This is a genomic window from Streptomyces sp. BA2 (genome assembly GCF_009769735.1).
Taxonomy (GTDB): Bacteria; Actinomycetota; Actinomycetes; order Streptomycetales; family Streptomycetaceae; genus Streptomyces.
Genome location: NZ_WSRO01000002.1, coordinates 6,558,752 through 6,577,637 on the forward strand (window position 1 = coordinate 6,558,752; position 18,886 = coordinate 6,577,637).

The 18,886-nt window shown below is 69.5% G+C and carries 23 protein-coding genes; 17 read left to right on the plus strand and 6 right to left on the minus strand.

Annotation, left to right across the window (positions count from 1 at the left end; all coding sequences use genetic code 11):
- The 3 genes from leuD to E5671_RS32455 all read left to right on the plus strand — a co-directional run bounded on the left by leuD (position 1) and on the right by E5671_RS32455 (position 1,912).
- Positions 1 to 594 (plus strand): 3-isopropylmalate dehydratase small subunit, encoded by a 594-nt coding sequence (gene leuD, locus E5671_RS32445; protein ID WP_160507418.1) that lies wholly within the window; start codon positions 1 to 3, stop codon positions 592 to 594.
- 239 nt (positions 595 to 833) lie between these two features.
- Positions 834 to 1,070 carry a hypothetical protein gene (locus tag E5671_RS32450; protein ID WP_160507419.1) on the plus strand — a complete coding sequence of 79 codons (237 nt, stop codon included), beginning with the start codon at positions 834 to 836 and terminating at the stop codon, positions 1,068 to 1,070.
- A gap of 173 nt (positions 1,071 to 1,243) precedes the next feature.
- Entirely contained in the window at positions 1,244 to 1,912 is a 669-nt protein-coding gene (locus E5671_RS32455; protein WP_160507420.1) for an HU family DNA-binding protein, read from the plus strand.
- 124 nt (positions 1,913 to 2,036) lie between these two features.
- Here the strand turns inward: E5671_RS32455 and E5671_RS32460 are convergent, their stop codons facing one another.
- Together E5671_RS32460 and cofC are read right to left on the minus strand one after the other, a co-directional pair.
- On the minus strand, positions 2,037 to 2,240 hold the full coding sequence (locus tag E5671_RS32460; protein WP_160507421.1) for a hypothetical protein: 204 nt from the start codon (positions 2,238 to 2,240) through the stop codon (positions 2,037 to 2,039).
- A 26-nt stretch (positions 2,241 to 2,266) separates the two neighbouring features.
- A complete protein-coding gene (cofC, locus tag E5671_RS32465) occupies positions 2,267 to 2,902 on the minus strand; it encodes a 2-phospho-L-lactate guanylyltransferase (protein ID WP_160507422.1) in 636 nt (211 codons plus the stop codon).
- Between the two features lie 159 nt (positions 2,903 to 3,061).
- Between cofC and E5671_RS32470 the strand changes: the two genes are divergently transcribed.
- The 3 genes from E5671_RS32470 to E5671_RS32480 are packed head-to-tail and all read left to right on the plus strand — an operon-like array spanning position 3,062 to position 6,098.
- Positions 3,062 to 3,865 carry a 1-acyl-sn-glycerol-3-phosphate acyltransferase gene (locus E5671_RS32470; protein WP_160507423.1) on the plus strand — a complete coding sequence of 268 codons (804 nt, stop codon included), beginning with the start codon at positions 3,062 to 3,064 and terminating at the stop codon, positions 3,863 to 3,865.
- Positions 3,862 to 4,872, plus strand: coding sequence for an NAD(P)H-dependent glycerol-3-phosphate dehydrogenase (locus E5671_RS32475; protein ID WP_160507424.1), 1,011 nt, complete (start codon positions 3,862 to 3,864; stop codon positions 4,870 to 4,872). Before E5671_RS32470 ends, E5671_RS32475 begins: the two co-directional genes overlap by 4 nt.
- A gap of 47 nt (positions 4,873 to 4,919) precedes the next feature.
- Positions 4,920 to 6,098 carry a D-alanine--D-alanine ligase family protein gene (locus E5671_RS32480; RefSeq protein WP_160507425.1) on the plus strand — a complete coding sequence of 393 codons (1,179 nt, stop codon included), beginning with the start codon at positions 4,920 to 4,922 and terminating at the stop codon, positions 6,096 to 6,098.
- 24 nt (positions 6,099 to 6,122) lie between these two features.
- On the opposite strand, the gene E5671_RS32485 is transcribed toward E5671_RS32480, so the two are convergent.
- Positions 6,123 to 6,605: a DUF3515 domain-containing protein gene (locus E5671_RS32485; RefSeq protein WP_336606072.1), complete on the minus strand. Its 483-nt coding sequence runs from the start codon at positions 6,603 to 6,605 to the stop codon at positions 6,123 to 6,125.
- 26 nt (positions 6,606 to 6,631) lie between these two features.
- Positions 6,632 to 6,865: an Lrp/AsnC family transcriptional regulator gene (locus E5671_RS32490; RefSeq protein WP_016642988.1), complete on the minus strand. Its 234-nt coding sequence runs from the start codon at positions 6,863 to 6,865 to the stop codon at positions 6,632 to 6,634.
- A 209-nt stretch (positions 6,866 to 7,074) separates the two neighbouring features.
- On the opposite strand from E5671_RS32490, the gene E5671_RS32495 reads away from it, so the two are divergent.
- Both E5671_RS32495 and thiD read left to right on the plus strand, forming a co-directional pair.
- Entirely contained in the window at positions 7,075 to 8,043 is a 969-nt protein-coding gene (locus E5671_RS32495) for a thiamine-phosphate kinase (RefSeq protein WP_160507427.1), read from the plus strand.
- Positions 8,040 to 8,855, plus strand: a complete 816-nt coding sequence (thiD, locus tag E5671_RS32500) for a bifunctional hydroxymethylpyrimidine kinase/phosphomethylpyrimidine kinase (RefSeq protein ID WP_160507428.1) — start codon at positions 8,040 to 8,042, stop codon at positions 8,853 to 8,855. Before E5671_RS32495 ends, thiD begins: the two co-directional genes overlap by 4 nt.
- A gap of 83 nt (positions 8,856 to 8,938) precedes the next feature.
- Here the strand turns inward: thiD and rpmB are convergent, their stop codons facing one another.
- On the minus strand, positions 8,939 to 9,124 hold the full coding sequence (gene rpmB / locus E5671_RS32505) for a 50S ribosomal protein L28 (RefSeq protein WP_160507429.1): 186 nt from the start codon (positions 9,122 to 9,124) through the stop codon (positions 8,939 to 8,941).
- Between the two features lie 218 nt (positions 9,125 to 9,342).
- Here rpmB and E5671_RS32510 point away from each other — a divergent pair, with 218 nt between their 5' ends.
- The 9 genes from E5671_RS32510 to mutM all read left to right on the plus strand — a co-directional run bounded on the left by E5671_RS32510 (position 9,343) and on the right by mutM (position 18,499).
- Positions 9,343 to 11,019 (plus strand): DAK2 domain-containing protein, encoded by a 1,677-nt coding sequence (locus E5671_RS32510; RefSeq protein ID WP_160507430.1) that lies wholly within the window; start codon positions 9,343 to 9,345, stop codon positions 11,017 to 11,019.
- 70 nt (positions 11,020 to 11,089) lie between these two features.
- Positions 11,090 to 13,291 carry an ATP-dependent DNA helicase RecG gene (gene recG / locus E5671_RS32515; protein WP_160507431.1) on the plus strand — a complete coding sequence of 734 codons (2,202 nt, stop codon included), beginning with the start codon at positions 11,090 to 11,092 and terminating at the stop codon, positions 13,289 to 13,291.
- Between the two features lie 105 nt (positions 13,292 to 13,396).
- Complete coding sequence (rsmD, locus tag E5671_RS32520; protein ID WP_160507432.1) at positions 13,397 to 13,990, plus strand: 16S rRNA (guanine(966)-N(2))-methyltransferase RsmD; 594 nt, start codon at positions 13,397 to 13,399, stop codon at positions 13,988 to 13,990.
- A 26-nt stretch (positions 13,991 to 14,016) separates the two neighbouring features.
- The gene (coaD, locus tag E5671_RS32525) at positions 14,017 to 14,496 is read left to right on the plus strand and encodes a pantetheine-phosphate adenylyltransferase (protein WP_202122486.1); all 480 of its coding nucleotides are present in this window, start codon (positions 14,017 to 14,019) and stop codon (positions 14,494 to 14,496) included.
- Between the two features lie 110 nt (positions 14,497 to 14,606).
- The gene (locus tag E5671_RS32530; protein ID WP_160507434.1) at positions 14,607 to 15,677 is read left to right on the plus strand and encodes a cell division initiation protein; all 1,071 of its coding nucleotides are present in this window, start codon (positions 14,607 to 14,609) and stop codon (positions 15,675 to 15,677) included.
- Between the two features lie 118 nt (positions 15,678 to 15,795).
- The gene (locus E5671_RS32535; protein WP_160507435.1) at positions 15,796 to 16,491 is read left to right on the plus strand and encodes a YceD family protein; all 696 of its coding nucleotides are present in this window, start codon (positions 15,796 to 15,798) and stop codon (positions 16,489 to 16,491) included.
- Between the two features lie 2 nt (positions 16,492 to 16,493).
- Positions 16,494 to 16,667: a 50S ribosomal protein L32 gene (gene rpmF, locus E5671_RS32540; protein ID WP_003965982.1), complete on the plus strand. Its 174-nt coding sequence runs from the start codon at positions 16,494 to 16,496 to the stop codon at positions 16,665 to 16,667.
- Between the two features lie 7 nt (positions 16,668 to 16,674).
- On the plus strand, positions 16,675 to 17,523 hold the full coding sequence (rnc, locus tag E5671_RS32545; RefSeq protein ID WP_336605902.1) for a ribonuclease III: 849 nt from the start codon (positions 16,675 to 16,677) through the stop codon (positions 17,521 to 17,523).
- Between the two features lie 112 nt (positions 17,524 to 17,635).
- Positions 17,636 to 18,499 (plus strand): bifunctional DNA-formamidopyrimidine glycosylase/DNA-(apurinic or apyrimidinic site) lyase, encoded by an 864-nt coding sequence (mutM, locus tag E5671_RS32550; RefSeq protein ID WP_160507436.1) that lies wholly within the window; start codon positions 17,636 to 17,638, stop codon positions 18,497 to 18,499.
- Here mutM and E5671_RS32555 read toward each other — a convergent pair.
- Positions 18,469 to 18,873 carry a winged helix-turn-helix transcriptional regulator gene (locus tag E5671_RS32555; protein ID WP_160507437.1) on the minus strand — a complete coding sequence of 135 codons (405 nt, stop codon included), beginning with the start codon at positions 18,871 to 18,873 and terminating at the stop codon, positions 18,469 to 18,471. The genes mutM and E5671_RS32555 overlap by 31 nt on opposite strands.
- Positions 18,874 to 18,886: the final 13 nt, after the last annotated feature.

The window sequence follows — 18,886 nt, forward strand, 5'->3', positions numbered from 1 at the left end:
ATGGAAGCATTCACCACGCACACCGGCCGGGCCGTTCCGCTGCGCCGCAGCAACGTCGACACCGACCAGATCATCCCCGCCCACTGGCTGAAGAAGGTCACCAGGGACGGATTTGAGGACGGGCTCTTCGAGGCCTGGCGCAAGGACGGCGAGTTCGTCCTGAACAAGCCCGAACGCCAGGGCGCCACGGTCCTGGTCGCGGGGCCCGACTTCGGTACGGGCTCCTCGCGCGAGCACGCCGTATGGGCGCTGCAGAACTTCGGCTTCAAGGCGGTCATCTCCTCGCGCTTCGCCGACATCTTCCGCGGCAACTCGCTGAAGAACGGCCTGCTGACCGTCGTACTCGACCAGAAGGTCGTGGACGCGCTCTGGGAGCTGACCGAGAACGACCCGCAGGCCGAAATCACCGTTGACCTGCAGGATCGCCAAGTCCGCGCCGAGGGCGTGACCGCCGACTTCGAACTCGACGAGAACGCCCGCTGGCGTCTCCTGAACGGCCTGGACGACATCAGCATCACGCTTCAGAACGAGCCGGACATCGCCGCGTACGAGTCGGGGCGACCCTCGTACAAACCGCGGACGGTGCAGGTCTGACACCCCCGCAACACCCTGGTGTACCCCCAATCGTGGACGGTTGGGGGTACATCTGTGTTTGCCCCCTTTGAGCTGCGCGATGACCTGATCGGGTGGTCTCAACTCCCTTGATTCGGACGGCAGAAGAGGCTTGAAATCCCCTTGTACTCGGTCCGACCGGGTACCCTCAGAAGGGCGCCGGATGTGGGTAGTTACCCCCTGCGGAGGCGACAACTCGCCCCAGATGGCACAATCGGTGCATGGAACGTGACAGCCAACTCGAGCTCTACGGGCTTGTTGCGGACCAACTGAAGGAAGCGCACTCAAGGGTGCGTGCACTGCAAGTCCCGGAGGGCGTACGGATGGCGCTGACCCGGAAGCTGCTGGTCATTACGGCCGCGGCCAAACACGATCTCGCCGATGCGGCAAGGCGTCTGGAGCGATTGATGGCGGCCATCGAGGAAGCTGACGAGGGCCGATTCCCCGAAGACACCTGAGCTACAAGGCTCAAACGGCCCTTCGAGGAACCTTCGAGGAACTCATGGACAGTCGAGTTCGTTGCGGCACAAGGGTGATTAGCCCGTTTCGTGTTTGATTTGCGGTATATATCTGCCTAACGTGCGAAAAAGCCTGGCGAATACGCTCGGGCGAGGTCTCCGAAGGGGAAGACGTGAACAAGGCGCAGCTCGTAGAAGCGATTGCCGACAAGGTGGGTGGCCGTCAGCAGGCCGCCGACGCCGTGGACGCGGTTCTGGACGCAGTCGTCCGTGCCGTGGTCAGCGGAGACCGTGTTTCGGTCACCGGGTTCGGCTCGTTCGAGAAGGTTGACCGTCCGGCCCGTTACGCCCGCAACCCGCAGACCGGGGAGCGCGTTCGGGTCAAGAAGACCTCGGTTCCGCGCTTCCGCGCCGGACAGGGCTTCAAGGACCTGGTGAGCGGCTCGAAGAAGCTCCCGAAGAACGACGTCGCGGTCAAGAAGGCGCCCAAGGGCAGCCTTTCGGGCGGCGGTGCTTCGGCGACCGTGAAGAAGGCAGCGGCCAAGAAGGCCACCGCCAAGAAGGCGACGGCGAAGAAGGCCGCCACCGCCAAGAAGGCCACCGCCAAGAAGACGACGGCGACGGCGAAGAAGGCGACCGCCAAGAAGACCACCGCCAAGAAGGCGGCGACGGCCAAGAAGGCCACGGCCAAGAAGACGACGGCGAAGAAGGCTACGCCGGCGAAGAAGGCCACCGCCAAGAAGACCGCGCCGGCCAAGAAGGCCACCGCCAAGAAGGCGCCTGCCAAGAAGTCCACGGCGCGCAAGACCACCGCCAAGAAGGCGACCGCCCGCAAGAAGTAAGGGCGCAAGGGCACTCACGCGCCGGGCCGGGCTCCCCACTGGGAGCCCGGCCCGCGGCGTGTACGGGGTCTTTTCAGTGCGCCTTGGTGCGCCTCGGTGCGCCTCAGTGCATCTCAGCGCTTCCTCAGAACGTCTGCAGCGTCACCAGCGTGATGCGGCGCCCCTCGCCCTCGCCCTCGACCTCGATCCGCACCCGCTGGCCGGGCCTGAGAAGCCGCAGGCCGCCCGCGTCGAACGCCGGGGGATCGAAGGGCACCGGAGTGCCGTCGTCGAGCAGCACGCTGCCGCTGCGGGTCTCGGAGTCGTACGTGTACGCGGTCGCCTGCATGGGGGAAGCGTACTCAGTCGGCTGTCTCAGTCGGCGATCAGGAGCCTCGCGGCAGCCGTCGCCGTACGCGGCCCGACGCCCAGCGCGAGCGCGGCCCGCAGGTCGTCGCCCGTGTCCACGTCCTGGCGTACGGAATCGACGTCGCCGAGCGGAAGTTCCACCGCCCCGGATGCCGCGTGCCGGGAACGGGAAGCCGCGCCGAATGCCGGGCGCAATTCCATGCCGGGGGCCGCGCAGAGCAGTGTCGTACCGATTCCTGCGGCGTCCGCGAGGAAAGAGCGGGGAAATCGGGCCGCGCTGTCGAGTACCCGGGCCAATTCCAGGGGGCGCAACGCGGGGAGATCGGCATTCAGCGCCGCGACGGCCGTTTCGGGCCTCCCCGCGCGCACGGCCGCCGCTCCGTGCGCCAGGGCCGCGTTGAGGCCACCGGCGGGCTCGTCACGCACGATCCGGGCCCCCAGTACCGCCAGCTCGCGCCCGGCGAGGCCGTCGTCCGTGACGACCACCACATCCCGTACGGAAGGACAGGCCACCGCGGCGGCCACGGTGTCCTGTGCGAAGGCGAGGGCGAGGCCGGGGCGCAGGGTGTCGCCGGTGGTGGCGGTGAGCCTGCTCTTGGCGCGCTCCAGCGGTTTCAGGGGTATCACCAAAGTCCACTGCACGGGTGGCGGCTCCGTCCTTCGCGTCGCGCCCATTGTGACCTGCTGGGCGGGGCACTACCGGGGCCGGGTTCCCGGGGCGGGCGTACGGTGTTCTCGACAGACAGGCAGCCTGGGGCGACACTTGTGCGGCCGACCAGGTTCATGGAGGAAGGTGTCCGAGTGTCCCGCCGCAGAATCGGCTTCTGGTACCGCCTGGCGGCGGTCATCGCTAAACCGCCGCTGGTGGTTCTGTTCAAGCGGGACTGGCGAGGAATGGAACACATTCCGGCCGACGGTGGATTCATCACCGCGGTGAATCACAACTCGTATATCGACCCGCTCTCGTACGCGCATTTTCAGTACAACACCGGACGAGTGCCTCGTTTCCTGGCAAAGGACGGCCTTTTCAAGGACGGGTTCGTCGGCAAGGTCATGAAGGGCACCGGCCAGATCCCGGTCTACCGCGAGACCACGAACGCGCTCGACGCCTTCCGTGCCGCGGTCGACGCGATCGAGCGCGGCGAGTGCGTGGCGTTCTACCCCGAGGGCACCCTCACCAGGGACCCCGAGATGTGGCCGATGACGGCCAAGTCCGGTGCCGCGCGGGTCGCCCTGCGGACCCAGTGCCCGGTGGTACCCGTCGCGCAGTGGGGCGCCAACCTCGCGCTTCCCCCGTACAGCAAGAAGCTCAGCCTCTTCCCGCGCAAGAAGCTCCAGGTGCTCGCGGGCGAGCCGGTCGACCTCTCGCGTTTCTACGACAAGGAACCCACCCCCGAGGTCCTGCGGGAGGTGACCGAGACCATCATGGCCGCGATCACCGAACTCCTGGAGGAGATCCGGCAGGAGAAGGCCCCCGACACCCCCTACGACCCGCGCAAGGCGCGGCTCGCGCAACGCCGCAAGGCGGCGGGCCGGAGCGGCCGGAGCGTCACCGAGGTCACCCCCGAGATCAGCCCCGAGAACACCACGGAGGACAGCAAGTGACGAACCCGGTGAAGGCCGCCGTCTTCGGAACGGGCTCTTGGGGTACCGCCTTCGGCATGGTGCTCGCCGACGCCGGGTGCGACGTCACCCTGTGGGGCCGCCGCGCCGAACTCGCCGACGCCGTCAACTCCTCGCACAGCAACCCTGACTACCTCCCCGGTGTCGAACTCCCGGAGAACCTCAGGGCGACCACCGACCCGGCCGAGGCCGCGGCGGGCGCCGACTTCACCGTGCTCGCGGTGCCCTCGCAGACGCTGCGCGGCAACCTCGCCGAGTGGGCGCCGCTGCTCGCCACCGACACCGTGCTCGTCTCCCTCATGAAGGGCGTCGAACTGGGCTCCGCGATGCGGATGAGCGAGGTCATCGAGGACGTCACGAAGGTCGCCGCCGACCGTGTCGCCGTCGTCACGGGCCCCAACCTCGCCCGCGAGATCGCCGCCAGGCAGCCCGCGGCCGCCGTGGTCGCCTGCCGCGACGAATCGATCGCGCAGCGCCTCCAGACCGCCTGCCACACCCCGTACTTCCGCCCGTACACGAACACGGACGTCGTCGGCTGCGAACTGGGCGGCGCCGTCAAGAACGTCATCGGTCTCGCCGTCGGCATCGCGGACGGCATGGGCCTCGGCGACAACGCCAAGGGCTCGCTCATCACCCGCGGCCTCGCCGAGACCACCCGCCTGGGCCTGGCGATGGGCGCCGACCCGCTGACGTTCTCCGGACTCGCGGGCCTGGGCGACCTGGTGGCCACCTGCTCCTCGCCGCTGTCGCGCAACCACACCTTCGGCACGAACCTCGGCAAGGGCATGACGCTGGAGGAGACCATCGCGGTCACCAAGCAGACCGCCGAGGGCGTCAAGTCCTGTGAGTCGGTGCTTGATCTGGCCCGCAGGCACGGCGTCGACATGCCCATCACCGAGACGGTCGTGGGCATCGTGCACGAGGGCACACCGCCGGTGGTCGCCCTCAAGGAGCTGATGTCGCGCAGCGCCAAGCCCGAGCGCCGCTGACTGTCGCCGCTGACTCTCCCCGGGCCAGCGGGTACCCTCAAGCCGATATGAGCAGCGAGAACCTCCCCCAGAGCCCCGAGCCGCGCCCCGAGCAGAGCTCTGAGCTGCCGCTCCGCAAGCCGCGTGTGGCCGTCGTGTTCGGCGGCCGCAGCTCGGAGCACGGCATCTCGGTCGTCACGGCGGGCGCCGTGCTGCGGGCCATCGACCGCACCAAGTACGACGTCCTGCCCATCGGCATCACGACGGACGGCCGCTGGGCCCTGACCGCCGACGATCCCGACCGCATGGCGATCACCGACCGGCAGGTGCCCAACGTCGACGCGCTCGCCGAGTCGGCCGACGGCGGCGTCGTGATGCCGCTGGACCCCGGCAACCGCGAGGTCGTCTACAGCGAGCCCGGCTCCGTGCCCAAGGCGCTCGGTGAGGTCGACGTCGTCTTCCCGATGCTGCACGGTCCGTACGGCGAGGACGGCACCCTCCAGGGACTCCTGGAGCTCTCCGGAGTGCCCTACGTGGGCGCCGGAGTGCTCGCGTCGGCTGTCGGCCAGGACAAGGAGTACATGAAGCGGGTGTTCACCTCCTTCGGTCTCCCCGTCGGCCCGTACCTGGTGATCCGCCCGCGCGAGTGGGACCGTGACCAGGAGGGCGCCCGCAAGAAGATCGCGGAGTTCGCCGGCGACCACGGCTGGCCGCTGTTCATCAAGCCCGCGCGCGGGGGCTCCTCGATGGGCATCACGAAGGTCGACTCCTTCGAAGGCCTCGACGAGGCGATCGACGAGGCCCGCCGCCACGACCCCAAGATCCTCGTCGAGTCGCTCCTGCGCGGCCGCGAGATCGAGTGCGGGGTCCTGGAGTTCGAGGACGGACCGCGCGCGAGCGTGCCCGCCGAGATCCCGCCGGTGCAGTCGCACGACTACTACGACTTCGAGGCGAAGTACATCGACTCGACGCCCGGGATCGTGCCCGCCCCGCTGACGCCCGAGCAGACCGCCGAGATCCAGCGGCTCGCGGTCGACGCCTTCGAGGCCACGTCCTGCGAAGGTCTGGTGCGCGCGGACTTCTTCCTCACCGAGGACGGGTTCGTGATCAACGAGATCAACACGATGCCGGGCTTCACGCCCATCTCGATGTACCCGAAGATGTGGGAAGCGAGCGGCGTCAGCTACCCCGAACTCGTGGACCGCCTCGTGCAGGCGGCCCTCAACCGGTCGACGGGGCTGCGCTAGCCCGGGAGACCCGTCAGAAGGGCCCTAGGCGATTCCCTTGGGGATGGTCTTCTTGACGGGGGCGGCGAAGTCCGTCAGCGGGCTCACGCCGTCCCCCGCGCGCTCCTTGGGCAGCGTGATCTCCACGTACGCCTTGCGCAGCGTGGTGGTGAAGCGGAACGAACCGTCGTCCTGCTCCTCGATCAGCCAGTTGACGCCGTCAGCCGTCACGCCGTCCGCCTCGGGGTCGTTCATCTTCGGCGGCTTGGCGACACCACAGCGCAGTATGATCGCCGGGTCTCCCCACCCGGCGGTCAGCTCGGACTTCGGCTCGGGATCAACGCGCCCAAGACCGTCCACCTTCTTCGGCAGCCGCTTGTCCAGGTTCCGGCACAGTTCGGTGACCTTGCTGTCCGGGGTGGGAACCGCAGCCTTCACCGCTTCGTCTGCTGAGGAGCAGCCCGCGGACGCGATCAGCAGTGCGAGGGCGGGAGCTGAGACGAGGCAGCGACGCCGGCGACGGGAAATCTTCACCGGCCAAGGGTAGACGGGGGCTACAAGTGCACGACGGGGCAGGTCAGGGTCCGGGTGATGCCGTCCACTTGCTGGACCTTGGCGACCACCATGCGGCCGAGTTCGTCGACCGTGTCCGCCTGGGCGCGCACGATGACATCGTAGGGTCCGGTCACGTCCTCGGCCTGGATCACTCCTGGGATCTTGCCGATCAGCTCGGCGACGGTCGACGCCTTGCCGACCTCTGTTTGGATCAGGATGTACGCCTGTACCACGGAACCTCCAGGGCGGCCACGAGGATCATGTGGGGAGAAGGGACGCCACGGTACCGCGTCGCCGCTTCTCGCGGGGAGACCCGGGGGACCTGTGGCGCGCACATCGCGGTGGACGGGCAACAGAAGTTGACGGTCATATCGACCGTACCTATGACAGTGACGGCTCGCGACCGCAAGCCGAGCAGCGTGAAAGGGCATGGTGAGTCCCGGTGAAGGGAACCGTCGGCGAGTTGGGGGAGTTCGGGCTCATCAGGGAACTCACCTCTCGGCTCACCTCCACCCCGGCCGTCCGGCTCGGTCCTGGCGACGACGCCGCCGTCGTGTCGGCTCCCGACCGCAGGGTCGTGGCGAGCACCGACATCCTCCTGGAGGGGCGGCACTTCCGCCGTGACTGGTCGACCGCGTACGACGTGGGCCGCAAGGCAGCCGCGCAGAATTTGGCCGACATCGCGGCCATGGGCGCCGTGCCGACCGCGCTCCTCCTGGGCCTTGTCGTGCCCGCCGAACTCCCCGCCAGCTGGCCCACGGAGCTCATGGACGGCCTGCGGGACGAATGCCAGGTCGCGGGAGCGGCCGTCGTGGGCGGTGATGTCGTACGGGGTGACACGATCACCGTCGCGATCACCGCGCTCGGCGATCTGCGCAACCACGAGCCGGTCACCCGCGCCGGGGCGCAGCCCGGCGATGTCGTCGCCGTCACCGGCTGGTTGGGCTGGTCCGCAGCCGGGCACGCGGTGCTCTCGCGCGGCTTCCGCTCGCCCCGCGCCTTCGTGGAGGCCCACCGCAGGCCCGAACCGCCGTACCACGCGGGCCCCGCGGCCGCGGGACTCGGCGCCACCTCGATGACGGACGTGAGCGACGGCCTGATCGCCGACCTCGGCCACATCGCCGAGTCGAGCAAGGTGCGCATCGACATCCGCTCCGGAGACGTAGACGTGCCCTCCCAGATGAATGACATCGGCCAGGCCGTCGGCGTCGACCCGCTGCAGTGGGTGCTCAACGGCGGCGAGGACCACGCGATCGTGGCGACGTTCCCGCCGGACGTGAAGCTGCCCGCCCGCTGGAAGGTCATCGGCGAGGTCCTCAACCCCTCGGCCCTGCCGCAGGTGACGGTGGACGGGGCGCCCTGGACCAGCAAGGGCTGGGACCACTTCGGGGACAACGGGGACATGGAGTGAGCGCGGTCCTTGGAGCGGGCCAGGCCCCGCCCCGCGTCCTGACCGTCGCCGGTTCCGACTCCGGCGGCGGCGCGGGCATCCAGGCCGACTTGAAGACGATGCTGGCACTCGGCACGCACGGCATGAGCGTCGTCACGGCCGTCACCGCGCAGAACTCCCTTGGCGTACAAGGCTTTTGGGAGCTGCCGGTGGATGCGGTGCGCGCGCAGTACCGCAGCGTCGTCGACGACATCGGCGTACAGGCCGTCAAGACCGGCATGCTCGCCTCGGCCGAACTGGTCGAGGCGGTGGCCGAGTTGATCGCAGGCACCGACGCCCCCTCGGTCGTCGACCCGGTGGGCGTCTCCAAGCACGGCGACTCGCTCCTGGCCGCCTCGGCGCTCGGCTCCGTACGGACGAAGCTGCTGCCCGTCGCCACGGTCGCGACCCCGAACCTCGACGAGGTCGCACAGCTCACGGGCGTCCACGTCGAGTCCGAGGACGGAATGCGGCGGGCGGCGGCGGCCCTCCTGGCGTACGGCCCGCGATGGGCGCTCATCAAGGGAGGGCACCTCCGGGGTGATGCGGTGGACCTGCTCACCGACGGCTCCGACGAGCACTGGCTGCGCGCGCCCCGCCACGACAACCGCCACACGCACGGCACGGGCTGCACCCTCGCGAGTGCCATCGCCTCGCACCTGGCCAAGGGCCTGCCGGTGCCGGAGGCCGTCGCGGCGGCGAAGGAGTACGTGACCGGGGCGATCGCGGCCGGGTTCGCGCTCGGTGGCGGGATCGGGCCCGTGGATCATGGCTGGCGGTTCCGGGGCCGGTAAGGGGCTCGGGCACACGAAAGAGCCGGTCCCCCGAGGGGGACCGGCTCTTTCAGCAACCAGCTAGGTGGCCGCGCTTACTTGCGTCAGCGCGAGACCTTGCCGGCCTTGATGCACGAGGTGCAGGCGTTGAGCCGCTTCGGCGTCCCGCTGACCACGGCACGAACGCGCTGGATGTTCGGGTTCCAGCGACGGGACGTACGGCGGTGAGAGTGCGAGATGTTGTTGCCGAAGCTCGGCCCCTTGCCGCAGACGTCGCAGTTGGCAGCCACGGGTCACTCCAAGACTTCAGATGCACTTACGGTTAATCCCGGCATGCCGGGATCAGTGCAATGATCGTGGGTGGCGTTGCCAGGAGGAATGGCCCGATGGGTATCGGGCAACCGGAGCAGCATACAACGACTGCTTCGATAGAACGAAACTACCATGTCTCGCCCCGGCCCCGCCCCGGGCCTTTCGCCCTTCCCGGTCTACGCTGCGTCCATTCCGGATGCCCTTAGGAGGCGAGCAGGTGCCGCAGAACCTCGACGCCGTCGCGGTGCGCGCCTGGTGCGGCCTCGCTCTGGACGCCCTGGGACGGGCCCGCGAGGAGATCGACGCGATCAACGTCTATCCGGTCGCGGACGGGGACACCGGAACGAACCTCTATCTGACCGTGGAATCGGCGTCCCAGGCGGTCGACGCGGTCTTCACGGGCCTGGAGCCGGCCCGCCCCTCGCTGGCCGAGGCCGCGCGGGCGATGGCGCACGGCGCGCTGATCGGGGCCCGCGGGAACTCGGGCACGATCCTGTCGCAGCTGCTGCGGGGGATGGCGCAGGTCCTCGGCGCCGACCGTGACACTGATCACGCCGACAGCCGGGCGCTGGCGCTCGCGCTGGGGCGGGCCGCCGAGTCCGCCTACCAAGCGGTGGCGCACCCCGTCGAGGGCACGGTCCTGACGGTGGCGGCCGCCGCTGCCGACGCGGCGTCCGCGGCGGCTTCTGGCGCCGACGGCGACTGCGGGGCGGTGGCGCGGGCCGCGTACGACGGTGCGTGCCGGGCGCTGGACGCGACGCCGGAGCAGCTCGCGGTGCTCGGCCGCGCGGGAGTGGTGGACGCCGGGGGGCGCGGGCTCGTGGCGGTGCTCGGGGCGCTCGTGGAGGTCCTGTCGGGCGAGACGGTGCTCCTGAAGACGGCTTCGGCTTCGGGCGGCCACGCGCGCGTGGAGCCCATCGAGTGCCAGGACGCCCCAGCCGACGCCACGGCCCCGGCCTTCGAGGTCATCTACCTCCTGGAGGCCGACGACACGGCCGTCGCGCGGCTGCGGACCCGTCTTGACGGGCTCGGGGACTCACTCGTCGTCGTCGGCGGTGACGGGCTGTGGAACGTCCACGTCCATGTGGACGACGCCGGTGCCGCCGTCGAGGCGGGCGTCGAGGCCGGGCGGCCCCACCGCATCCGCATCACCCACTTCGGGGTGGGCGACGCGCACACCGCGGGCGCCGTGCAGCCGCCCCGGGAACGGGCGCAGCGCGGGATCGTCGCCGTCGTACCGGGGGAGGGGCTCGCCGGTCTCTACGCCGATGCCGGTGCGACCACCGTGCCCACGCGCCCCGGGGAGCCGCCCGCCAGCGGAGAACTCGTCGACGCCATCCGGCGGGCCCACGCGCGCGAGGTGGTTCTCCTGCCGAACGACGCCGAGCTGCGCCACACCGCGGCCGCCGCGGCGGAGCAGGCCCGCACCGAAGGGGTGCGGGTCGCGCTGATCCCGACCCGGTCCGCGGTCCAGGGCATCGCGGCGCTCGCCGTGCACGAGCCGGACCGCCGCTTCGACGAGGACGTCGTCGCGATGACCTCGGCGGCAGGCGCGACGCGGTACGCCGAACTGGCCGTCGCCGAGCGGCAGTCGTGGACCATGGCGGGCATCTGCCAGGCAGGGGACGTCCTCGGCCTGATCGACGGCGATGTCGCGCTGATCGGCGACGACACCACGCGCACCGCATGCTCCGTCCTCGACCGGATGCTGGCCGCGGGCGGCGAGATGGTCACGCTGGTGCTCGGCGACGACGTGCCGGACAGTCTCGGCGACGACCTGGAGAAGCATGTGCGCGAGGCGCATCTGGCGGTCGACACGGTGGTCTACCGCGGCGGACGCCAGTCGGCGCTGCTCCTGATCGGCGTGGAGTAACCCTGCCTCCCGCCTTACTGACCAGCGGATTTCACAGACGTACGCCGAATTGTCAGTGGTGTGGTGTGCAATGGATCTCGTGCCCGCGCTCGAAGAACCCCTGAAGAAAGTGGTCGGTCCCGCCACCGCGAAGGTGATGGCCGAGCACCTGGACCTGCACACCGTCGGCGACCTGCTGCACCACTACCCACGGCGGTACGCGGAGCGGGGCGAGCTCACACGCCTCGCCGACCTGCCGCTGGACGAGCACGTCACGGTGGTCGCCCAGGTCGCGACGGCGCGCATCCTGACCTTCAACGGCGGCAGGGGCCAGCGCCTCGAAGTGACGATCACCGACGGCAGCGGCCAGCTCCAGCTGGTCTTCTTCGGCCGGGGCATCCACAAGCCGCACAAGGACCTGCTGCCCGGCACACGCGCGATGTTCGCGGGCAAGGCATCCGTCTTCAACCGCAAGATGCAGCTCGCCCACCCGGCGTACGAACTCCTCAAGGGCGACTCCGACAACGCCGACGAGGCGGTCGACTCCTGGGCAGGCGCCCTCATCCCGATCTACCCGGCCACCGCCAAGCTGGAGTCCTGGAAGATCGCCAAGTCCGTCGACGCGGTCCTGCCGAGCGCCCAGGAAGCCGTCGACCCGCTGCCGCCGGGCCTTCGCGACGGCCGGGAGCTGATCCCGCTCCCCGAAGCGCTCCTGAAGATCCACCGCCCGCAGACCAAGGCGGACATCGAATCCGCCCGCGACCGCCTCAAGTGGGACGAGGCCTTCGTCCTCCAGGTGGCCCTGGCCCGCCGGAGGTACGCGGACGCGCAGCTCCCCGCCATCGCCCGCCGCCCCCGCGCGGGCGGCCTGCTCGAAGCCTTCGACGCCAAGCTGCCCTTCACCCTTACCGAGGGACAGGAGAAGGTCTCCAAGGAGATCTTCGACGACCTGGCGACCGAGCACCCGATGCACCGACTGCTCCAGGGAGAGGTCGGATCGGGCAAGACGATGGTGGCCCTGCGCGCCATGCTCGCCGTCGTGGACGCGGGCGGGCAGGCCGCGATGCTCGCGCCCACCGAGGTCCTCGCCCAGCAGCACCACCACTCGATCACCGAGATGATGGGCGATCTTGCCGAGGGCGGCATGCTCGGCGGCTCGGACCAGGGCACGAAGGTCACGCTGCTCACCGGCTCGATGGGGGTGGCGGGCCGGCGCCAGGCCCTGCTCGACCTGGTCACCGGCGAGGCAGGGATCGTCATCGGCACGCACGCGCTGATCGAGGACAAGGTCCAGTTCCACGACCTGGGCCTGGTCGTCGTAGACGAACAGCACCGCTTCGGGGTCGAGCAGCGCGACGCCCTGCGCGGGAAGGGCAAGCAGCCCCCGCACCTCCTCGTCATGACGGCCACGCCCATTCCGCGCACGGTCGCGATGACGGTCTTCGGCGACCTGGAGACCTCGGTCCTGGACCAGCTCCCCGCGGGCCGTTCACCGATCGCCAGCCATGTCGTCCCGGCCGAGGACAAGCCCCACTTCCTGGCGCGCGCGTGGGAGCGCGTGCGCGAGGAGGTCGAGAACGGCCACCAGGCGTACGTGGTGTGCCCCCGGATCGGCGATGAGGAGGACGATCCGAAGAAGGCCAAGAAGAAGGCCGAGGAGGAGGCCACCGCCGAGAAGCGGCCCCCGCTCGCAGTCATCGAGGTCGCCGAGCAGCTCGCCCGCGGCCCGTTGAGCGGCCTGAAGGTCGAGATCCTGCACGGCCGCATGCAGCCCGACGACAAGGACGCGGTGATGCGCCGCTTCGCCGCGGGCGAGACCCAGGTCCTGGTCGCGACGACGGTCATCGAGGTCGGCGTGAACGTCCCGAACGCCACCGCGATGGTGATCATGGACGCGGACCGCTTCGGCGTATCGCAGCTGCACCAGCTGCGCGGCCGCGTCGGCCGCGGCTCGGCCCCCGGCCTCTGCCTGCTGGTCACCGACATGCCCGAGGCGAGCCCCGCCCGCGCCCGCCTCGGAGCCGTGGCCGCGACGCTCGACGGCTTCGAGCTCTCCAGGATCGACCTGGAGCAGCGCCGCGAGGGCGACGTACTGGGCCAGGCGCAGTCCGGTGTCCGCTCCAGCCTGCGCATGCTCGCGGTCATCGAGGACGAGGAGATCATCGCCGAGGCCCGCGAGGAGGCCGTGACGGTGGTGTCGAACGACCCGGAGCTGGAACACCTGCCCGAGCTGCGCACGGCTCTGGACGCCCTCCTGGACGACGAGCGCGAGCAGTACCTCGACAAGGGGTGACAAGAGGGGACGACGCGGTGACAAGGGCTGACAGGCAGGAGCGGCGCCGAGGCTGAGAGACTGAGGCCGGATCTTCCGCACGTTCGTTCACCGACAAGGACTCAGATGACCCGCGTGATCGCCGGAGTGGCCGGCGGACGTCGCCTCGCCGTCCCGCCAGGAAACGGCACACGGCCCACGACCGACCGCGCACGCGAGGGCCTGTTCTCCACCTGGCAGGCCCTACAGGGCACGCTGGAGGGTGCACGCGTCCTCGACCTGTACGCCGGGTCCGGGGCCATCGGCCTCGAAGCGCTCTCGCGCGGTGCGGGCCACGCCCTGCTCGTCGAGGCCGACGCCCGAGCGGTGCGCACCGTCAGGGAGAACGTGAAGTCGATCGGCCTGCCCGGCGCAGAGGTCAGGGCGGGCAAAGCGGCCCAGATCGTCCAGGGCGGCGCCCCCACGACCCCGTACGACCTGGTCTTTCTCGACCCTCCGTACGTCGTCACCGATGACGATCTTCGCGAGATCCTGCTCACACTCCGCGCGGGGGGCTGGCTCACGGACGACGCGCTCGTCACCGTTGAACGCAGTACCAGAGGCGGAGAATTCGGCTGGCCCGACGGCTTTGAAGCACTGAGGTCCCGTCGCTACGGCGAAGGCACGTTTTGGTACGGTCGCGCCGCCTCTACGTGCGACGACTCAGTGATCGCGCCATGACCGGACCGGAGAGCGAGGGACTTCAGTTGCGCCGCGCCGTCTGTCCGGGGTCATTCGACCCCATCACCAATGGACACCTCGACATCATCGCCCGCGCCTCAAAGCTGTACGACGTGGTGCACGTCGCGGTGATGATCAATCAGTCGAAGAAGGGCCTGTTCACCGTCGACGAGCGGATCGAGCTGATCCGCGAGGTGACCGCCGACTTCGGGAACGTCGAGGTCGAGTCCTTCCACGGCCTCCTCGTCGACTTCTGCAAGCAGCGCGACATCCCGGCCATCGTCAAGGGTCTGCGCGCCGTCAGCGACTTCGACTACGAACTGCAGATGGCCCAGATGAACAACGGCCTCTCGGGCGTCGAGACCCTCTTCGTGCCCACCAACCCCACCTACAGCTTCCTCTCCTCCTCGCTGGTCAAGGAAGTGGCCGCCTGGGGCGGCGACGTCGCCCACCTGCTGCCGCCGGTGGTCCACGAGGCACTGGTGGAGCGCATCGGCAAGAAGTGACGGACCACCGGGCCAACTGACAGTCCGTCACCCGGTGTCGGACGGCCGCCGACTGGCCTTACAGTCGTGCCGTCCGTCTCCAACCAGCTGTAGAGAGTGGCGAGCACACGGTGGACGTGCAGAAGAAGATCGACGAGATCGTCGACGCGGTCGGCAGTGCCCGGTCCATGCCGATGTCGGCCTCGTGCGTGGTCAACCGCGCCGATCTGCTGTCGATGCTCGAAGAGGTGCGCCAGGCACTGCCCGGCTCCCTCGCCCAGGCCCAGGAGCTCATCGGCGGCCGCGAGCAGCTCGTCGAGCAGGCCCGCCAGGAGGCGGAGCGGATCATCGAGACCGCGCACGCCGAGCGCGGTTCGCTGATCTCCGACACGGAGGTGGCCCGCAACTCCCAGGGCGAGGCCGAACGCATCCTCGCCGAGGCCAGGCAGGCAGCCGACGAGGTCCGCGTCGAGGCCGACGACTACGTGGACAGCAAGCTGGCCAACTTCGAGGTCGTCCTCACCAAGACCCTCGGCTCCGTCGGCCGCGGCCGCGAGAAGCTCCTCGGCACAGGCCCCGGCCTCGACGAGCAGGGTTACGAGGACGAGGACGCCCCGCAGCGCAGCCACGACCCCGAGACGCTGCGCAGGGACGCGGACGCGTACGTCGACGCCAAGCTCGGCGCCTTCGAGGCGGTCCTCGCCAAGACCCTGGAGGCGGTCGGCCGAGGCCGCCAGACCCTGCACGGCCGTGCGCCCGCCGACGACCTCGCGGGCCTCGCCGAGGGCCTCGCTTCCCAGGCGCACACCACGGACGCCGAGTACCTCGCGGGCCTCACCGCCCCCACGGCTCCCGCGGCCCCCGCCCCCGCGGCCGCCGCTCCGCAGCCTCCCCAGGCGCCCCCGCAGATCCCCGCACAGCAGCCGTACGCCCCGCCCCAGCAGGAGCCGGACCCGTACGCCTACCAGCAGCAGGACCAGTACGCCTACCAGCAGCAGTACGCCCAGCAGGACCCGTATGGCTACCAGCAGCAGGATCCGTACGGCTACCCGCAGCAGGGATACGACCAGACCCAGCAGCAGGCGTACGGAGAGCCGCAGCAGCAGCAGCACCAGGCCCCCGGCGTCCTCGACGAGACCAGCCTCTTCGACACCGGCATGATCACGGCGGAGCAGCTGCGCCAGTACGAACAGGGCCGCTAGCGCCCGGTCCGCGGTCCTTGTGGGACCGGATTGGGCCGAGAGCGAAAGGTCCAGTATCCTGGCTCTTCGGTCGCGCGTACGTCCGCGATCCAGGCTGCCCGGCTAATGAGCGAAGCTCATGACGGGGGCGGCCTTCTTGAACTTCCAGGATTCGAAAGCAGGAAAAGCCCTGAGTGCTCGCCTTGACCACCGCAATCCACTCGTGTTCGACACACACGAGCTGGGTCGGCGTCCCGGTGCGCAGCAGCGGCTGACCCGTTCCGTCGAGGCCCCCGGTTCTCCGGGTGTCTTCGGCATCGAAGGGGTCATCGGAGTGCCGGCAGGTGCTCCGGTCGAGCTGGAGATCCGTCTTGAGTCGGTCATGGAAGGGGTGCTTGTCACAGGCACCGCCCGTGCGTCGGCCGAGGGGGAGTGCGTAAGGTGTCTGGAGCCGCTGAAGCTTGAGGTGGAAGCGGACTTCCAGGAGATGTTCTCGTACCCTGACGCCGACGACCGGGGCCGCACAGCGGAACCGGCCGACGACGCCGAGGACGACGAGGACACGCTCTATCTCGAGGACGGCTTGTTCGACCTCGAGCCCGTGCTGCGTGACGCGGTAGTGCTCGCACTGCCGATGCAGCCGGTGTGCCGGGACGACTGTCCGGGCCTGTGTTCCCAGTGCGGAGCGCGGCTCGCGGACGACCCGGAGCATCACCATGACGCCGTCGACATTCGTTGGGCGGCATTGCAGGGACTCGCCGGGACCATCCAGGACGGCGAGAAGGACGACGTGAGCGGCGCCGAAGCCGGCGTCGACGAGAAGCAGGAGAAGTAGCCGTGGCTGTTCCGAAGCGGAAGATGTCGCGCAGCAACACGCGCCACCGCCGGTCGCAGTGGAAGGCTGCGGTCCCCACTCTGGTTTCGTGTGAGCGTTGCCAGGAGCCGAAGCTGCAGCACATCGCGTGCCCGAGCTGCGGCACGTACAACAAGCGCCAGGTCCTCGAGGTCTGAGCGGCTGGTGAGAGGCACCGTGTCTAGCCACAAGATGGCGGATGACGCCAAGGCGGAAAACGCCAAGAAGCAGGCGGAAAACACGGCCTCGTCCCACACGCTTTTGGAAGGGCGGCTCGGGTACAAACTCGAGTCCGCCCTTCTGGTGCGTGCACTGACCCACCGTTCGTACGCGTACGAGAACGGCGGTCTGCCGACGAATGAGCGGCTCGAGTTCCTCGGGGACTCGGTGCTCGGTCTCGTCGTCACGGACACGCTTTATCGCACCCACCCCGACCTGCCCGAAGGCCAGCTGGCCAAATTGCGGGCCGCGGTGGTCAATTCGCGTGCGCTGGCGGAGGTCAGTCGTGGCCTCGAACTCGGCTCCTTCATCCGGCTCGGCCGGGGCGAAGAGGGCACGGGTGGCCGGGACAAGGCATCCATCCTCGCCGACACCCTTGAAGCGGTGATCGGCGCGGTCTATCTGGACCAGGGTCTGGACGCGGCGGGCGAGCTGGTGCACCGGCTCTTCGACCCGCTGATCGAGAAGTCCTCGAACCTGGGCGCGGGCCTGGACTGGAAAACCAGCCTCCAGGAGCTCACCGCCACCGAGAGCCTCGGCGTTCCCGAGTATCTCGTCACGGAGAGCGGCCCGGACCACGAGAAGACCTTTACTGCTGCCGCCCGCGTCGGAGGCGTCTCGTACGGCACCGGCACCGGCCGCAGCAAGAAGGAAGCGGAGCAGCAGGCCGCGGAGTCCGCGTGGCGCGAGATTCGCGCTGCCGCGGATGAGCGGATCAAGGCGGCGGAAGTCGCCGCCGCCGCTGCTCCCGCTGTCGCGGAGGTTGACGAGGCTGCCGAAGCCCCGTCTGCCTGACAGTCGCTTTACTGGTGGTGCCGGTCGCCCTTTGGGTGGCCGGCACCAGCCATTTCGCCGCTTCGCGGCATTCTTCCCGCCCACCCACCCGTTTACCCCGGAGTGAATCCCCGTGCCCGAGCTGCCCGAGGTCGAAGTCGTCCGGCGCGGTCTTGAGCGGTGGGTGGCTCATCGGACCGTCGCCGATGTCGAGGTGCTGCATCCGCGCGCCGTGCGGCGGCATCTCGCGGGCGGTGACGATTTCGGGCTCCGCCTCAAGGGCCACCGGGTCGGTACGGCGATGCGGCGCGGGAAGTACCTCTGGCTGCCCGTCGAGGACAGCGGCACCTCGATCCTCGCCCATCTCGGCATGAGCGGACAGCTGCTCGTCCAGCCCCAAGAGGCGCCCGACGAGAAGCACTTGAGGATCCGGATGCGGTTCGCCGACGCGCTCGGCACCGAGCTGCGCTTCGTCGACCAGCGCACCTTCGGCGGTCTCTCACTGCACGCGACCACCCCGGACGGGCTCCCGGACGTCATCGCGCACATCGCACGCGACCCGCTCGACGAGCAGTTCGACGACGCGGCCTTCCACACCGCGCTGCGCCGTCGCCGTACGACGATCAAACGTGCCCTGCTCGACCAGTCGTTGATCAGCGGCGTCGGCAACATCTACGCGGACGAGGCCCTTTGGCGGGCGAAGCTGCACTACGAGCGTCCCACCGCCACGTTCACGCGCCCGCGCACGGCCCAACTCCTGGGCCACGTACGGGACGTGATGAACGCCGCCCTCGCCGTCGGCGGCACCAGCTTCGACAGCTTGTACGTGAACGTGAACGGCGAGTCCGGGTACTTCGAGCGGTCGCTCGATGCCTACGGACGTGAGGACGAGCCGTGCCGCCGCTGCGGTACGCCGATGCGCCGACGCCCTTGGATGAACCGCTCCAGCTACTTCTGCCCGCGCTGTCAGCGGCCGCCGGCCGCCCGCTCGTCGTAGCGCTCGCGGGCTTCGATCACGCCGTCCATCCTGCCCTCCACGAAGTGGATGAGGTCCATCAGGCGGTCGGTGATCTCCCGTCCCAGCGGGGTGAGTTGGTAGTCCACGCGCGGCGGATTGGTGGGCTGCGCGTCGCGGCGGACCAGGCCGTCGCGCTCCAGCGCGTGCAGTGTCTGGGACAGCATCTTCTCGCTCACGCCGTCGACCCGGCGGCGCAGTTCGTTGAAACGGAACGTGCCGTCGTGCAGCGCGCCCAGGGTCAGCGCGCCCCAGCGTCCGGTGACGTGCTCCAGGGTGCCGCGCGAGGGGCACAGCTTGGAGAACACGTCGTACGCCATCTCCGCGCTGTGCTCGGCCTGAGCTGTGGAATCCATACAGATAGCGTAC

Bases quoted from the DNA above. Each gene is read 5' to 3' on its own strand.
- leuD (WP_160507418.1), top strand. From the start codon at position 1: ATGGAAGCATTCACCACGCACACCGGCCGGGCCGTTCCGCTGCGCCGC.
- E5671_RS32450 (WP_160507419.1), top strand. From the start codon at position 834: ATGGAACGTGACAGCCAACTCGAGCTCTACGGGCTTGTTGCGGACCAA.
- E5671_RS32460 (WP_160507421.1), bottom strand. From the start codon at position 2,240: ATGCAGGCGACCGCGTACACGTACGACTCCGAGACCCGCAGCGGCAGC.
- E5671_RS32480 (WP_160507425.1), top strand. From the start codon at position 4,920: ATGAGCAGCGAGAACCTCCCCCAGAGCCCCGAGCCGCGCCCCGAGCAG.
- E5671_RS32510 (WP_160507430.1), top strand. From the start codon at position 9,343: ATGCCCTTAGGAGGCGAGCAGGTGCCGCAGAACCTCGACGCCGTCGCG.
- recG (WP_160507431.1), top strand. From the start codon at position 11,090: ATGGATCTCGTGCCCGCGCTCGAAGAACCCCTGAAGAAAGTGGTCGGT.
- rsmD (WP_160507432.1), top strand. From the start codon at position 13,397: ATGACCCGCGTGATCGCCGGAGTGGCCGGCGGACGTCGCCTCGCCGTC.
- E5671_RS32535 (WP_160507435.1), top strand. From the start codon at position 15,796: ATGACGGGGGCGGCCTTCTTGAACTTCCAGGATTCGAAAGCAGGAAAA.
- E5671_RS32555 (WP_160507437.1), bottom strand. From the start codon at position 18,873: ATGGATTCCACAGCTCAGGCCGAGCACAGCGCGGAGATGGCGTACGAC.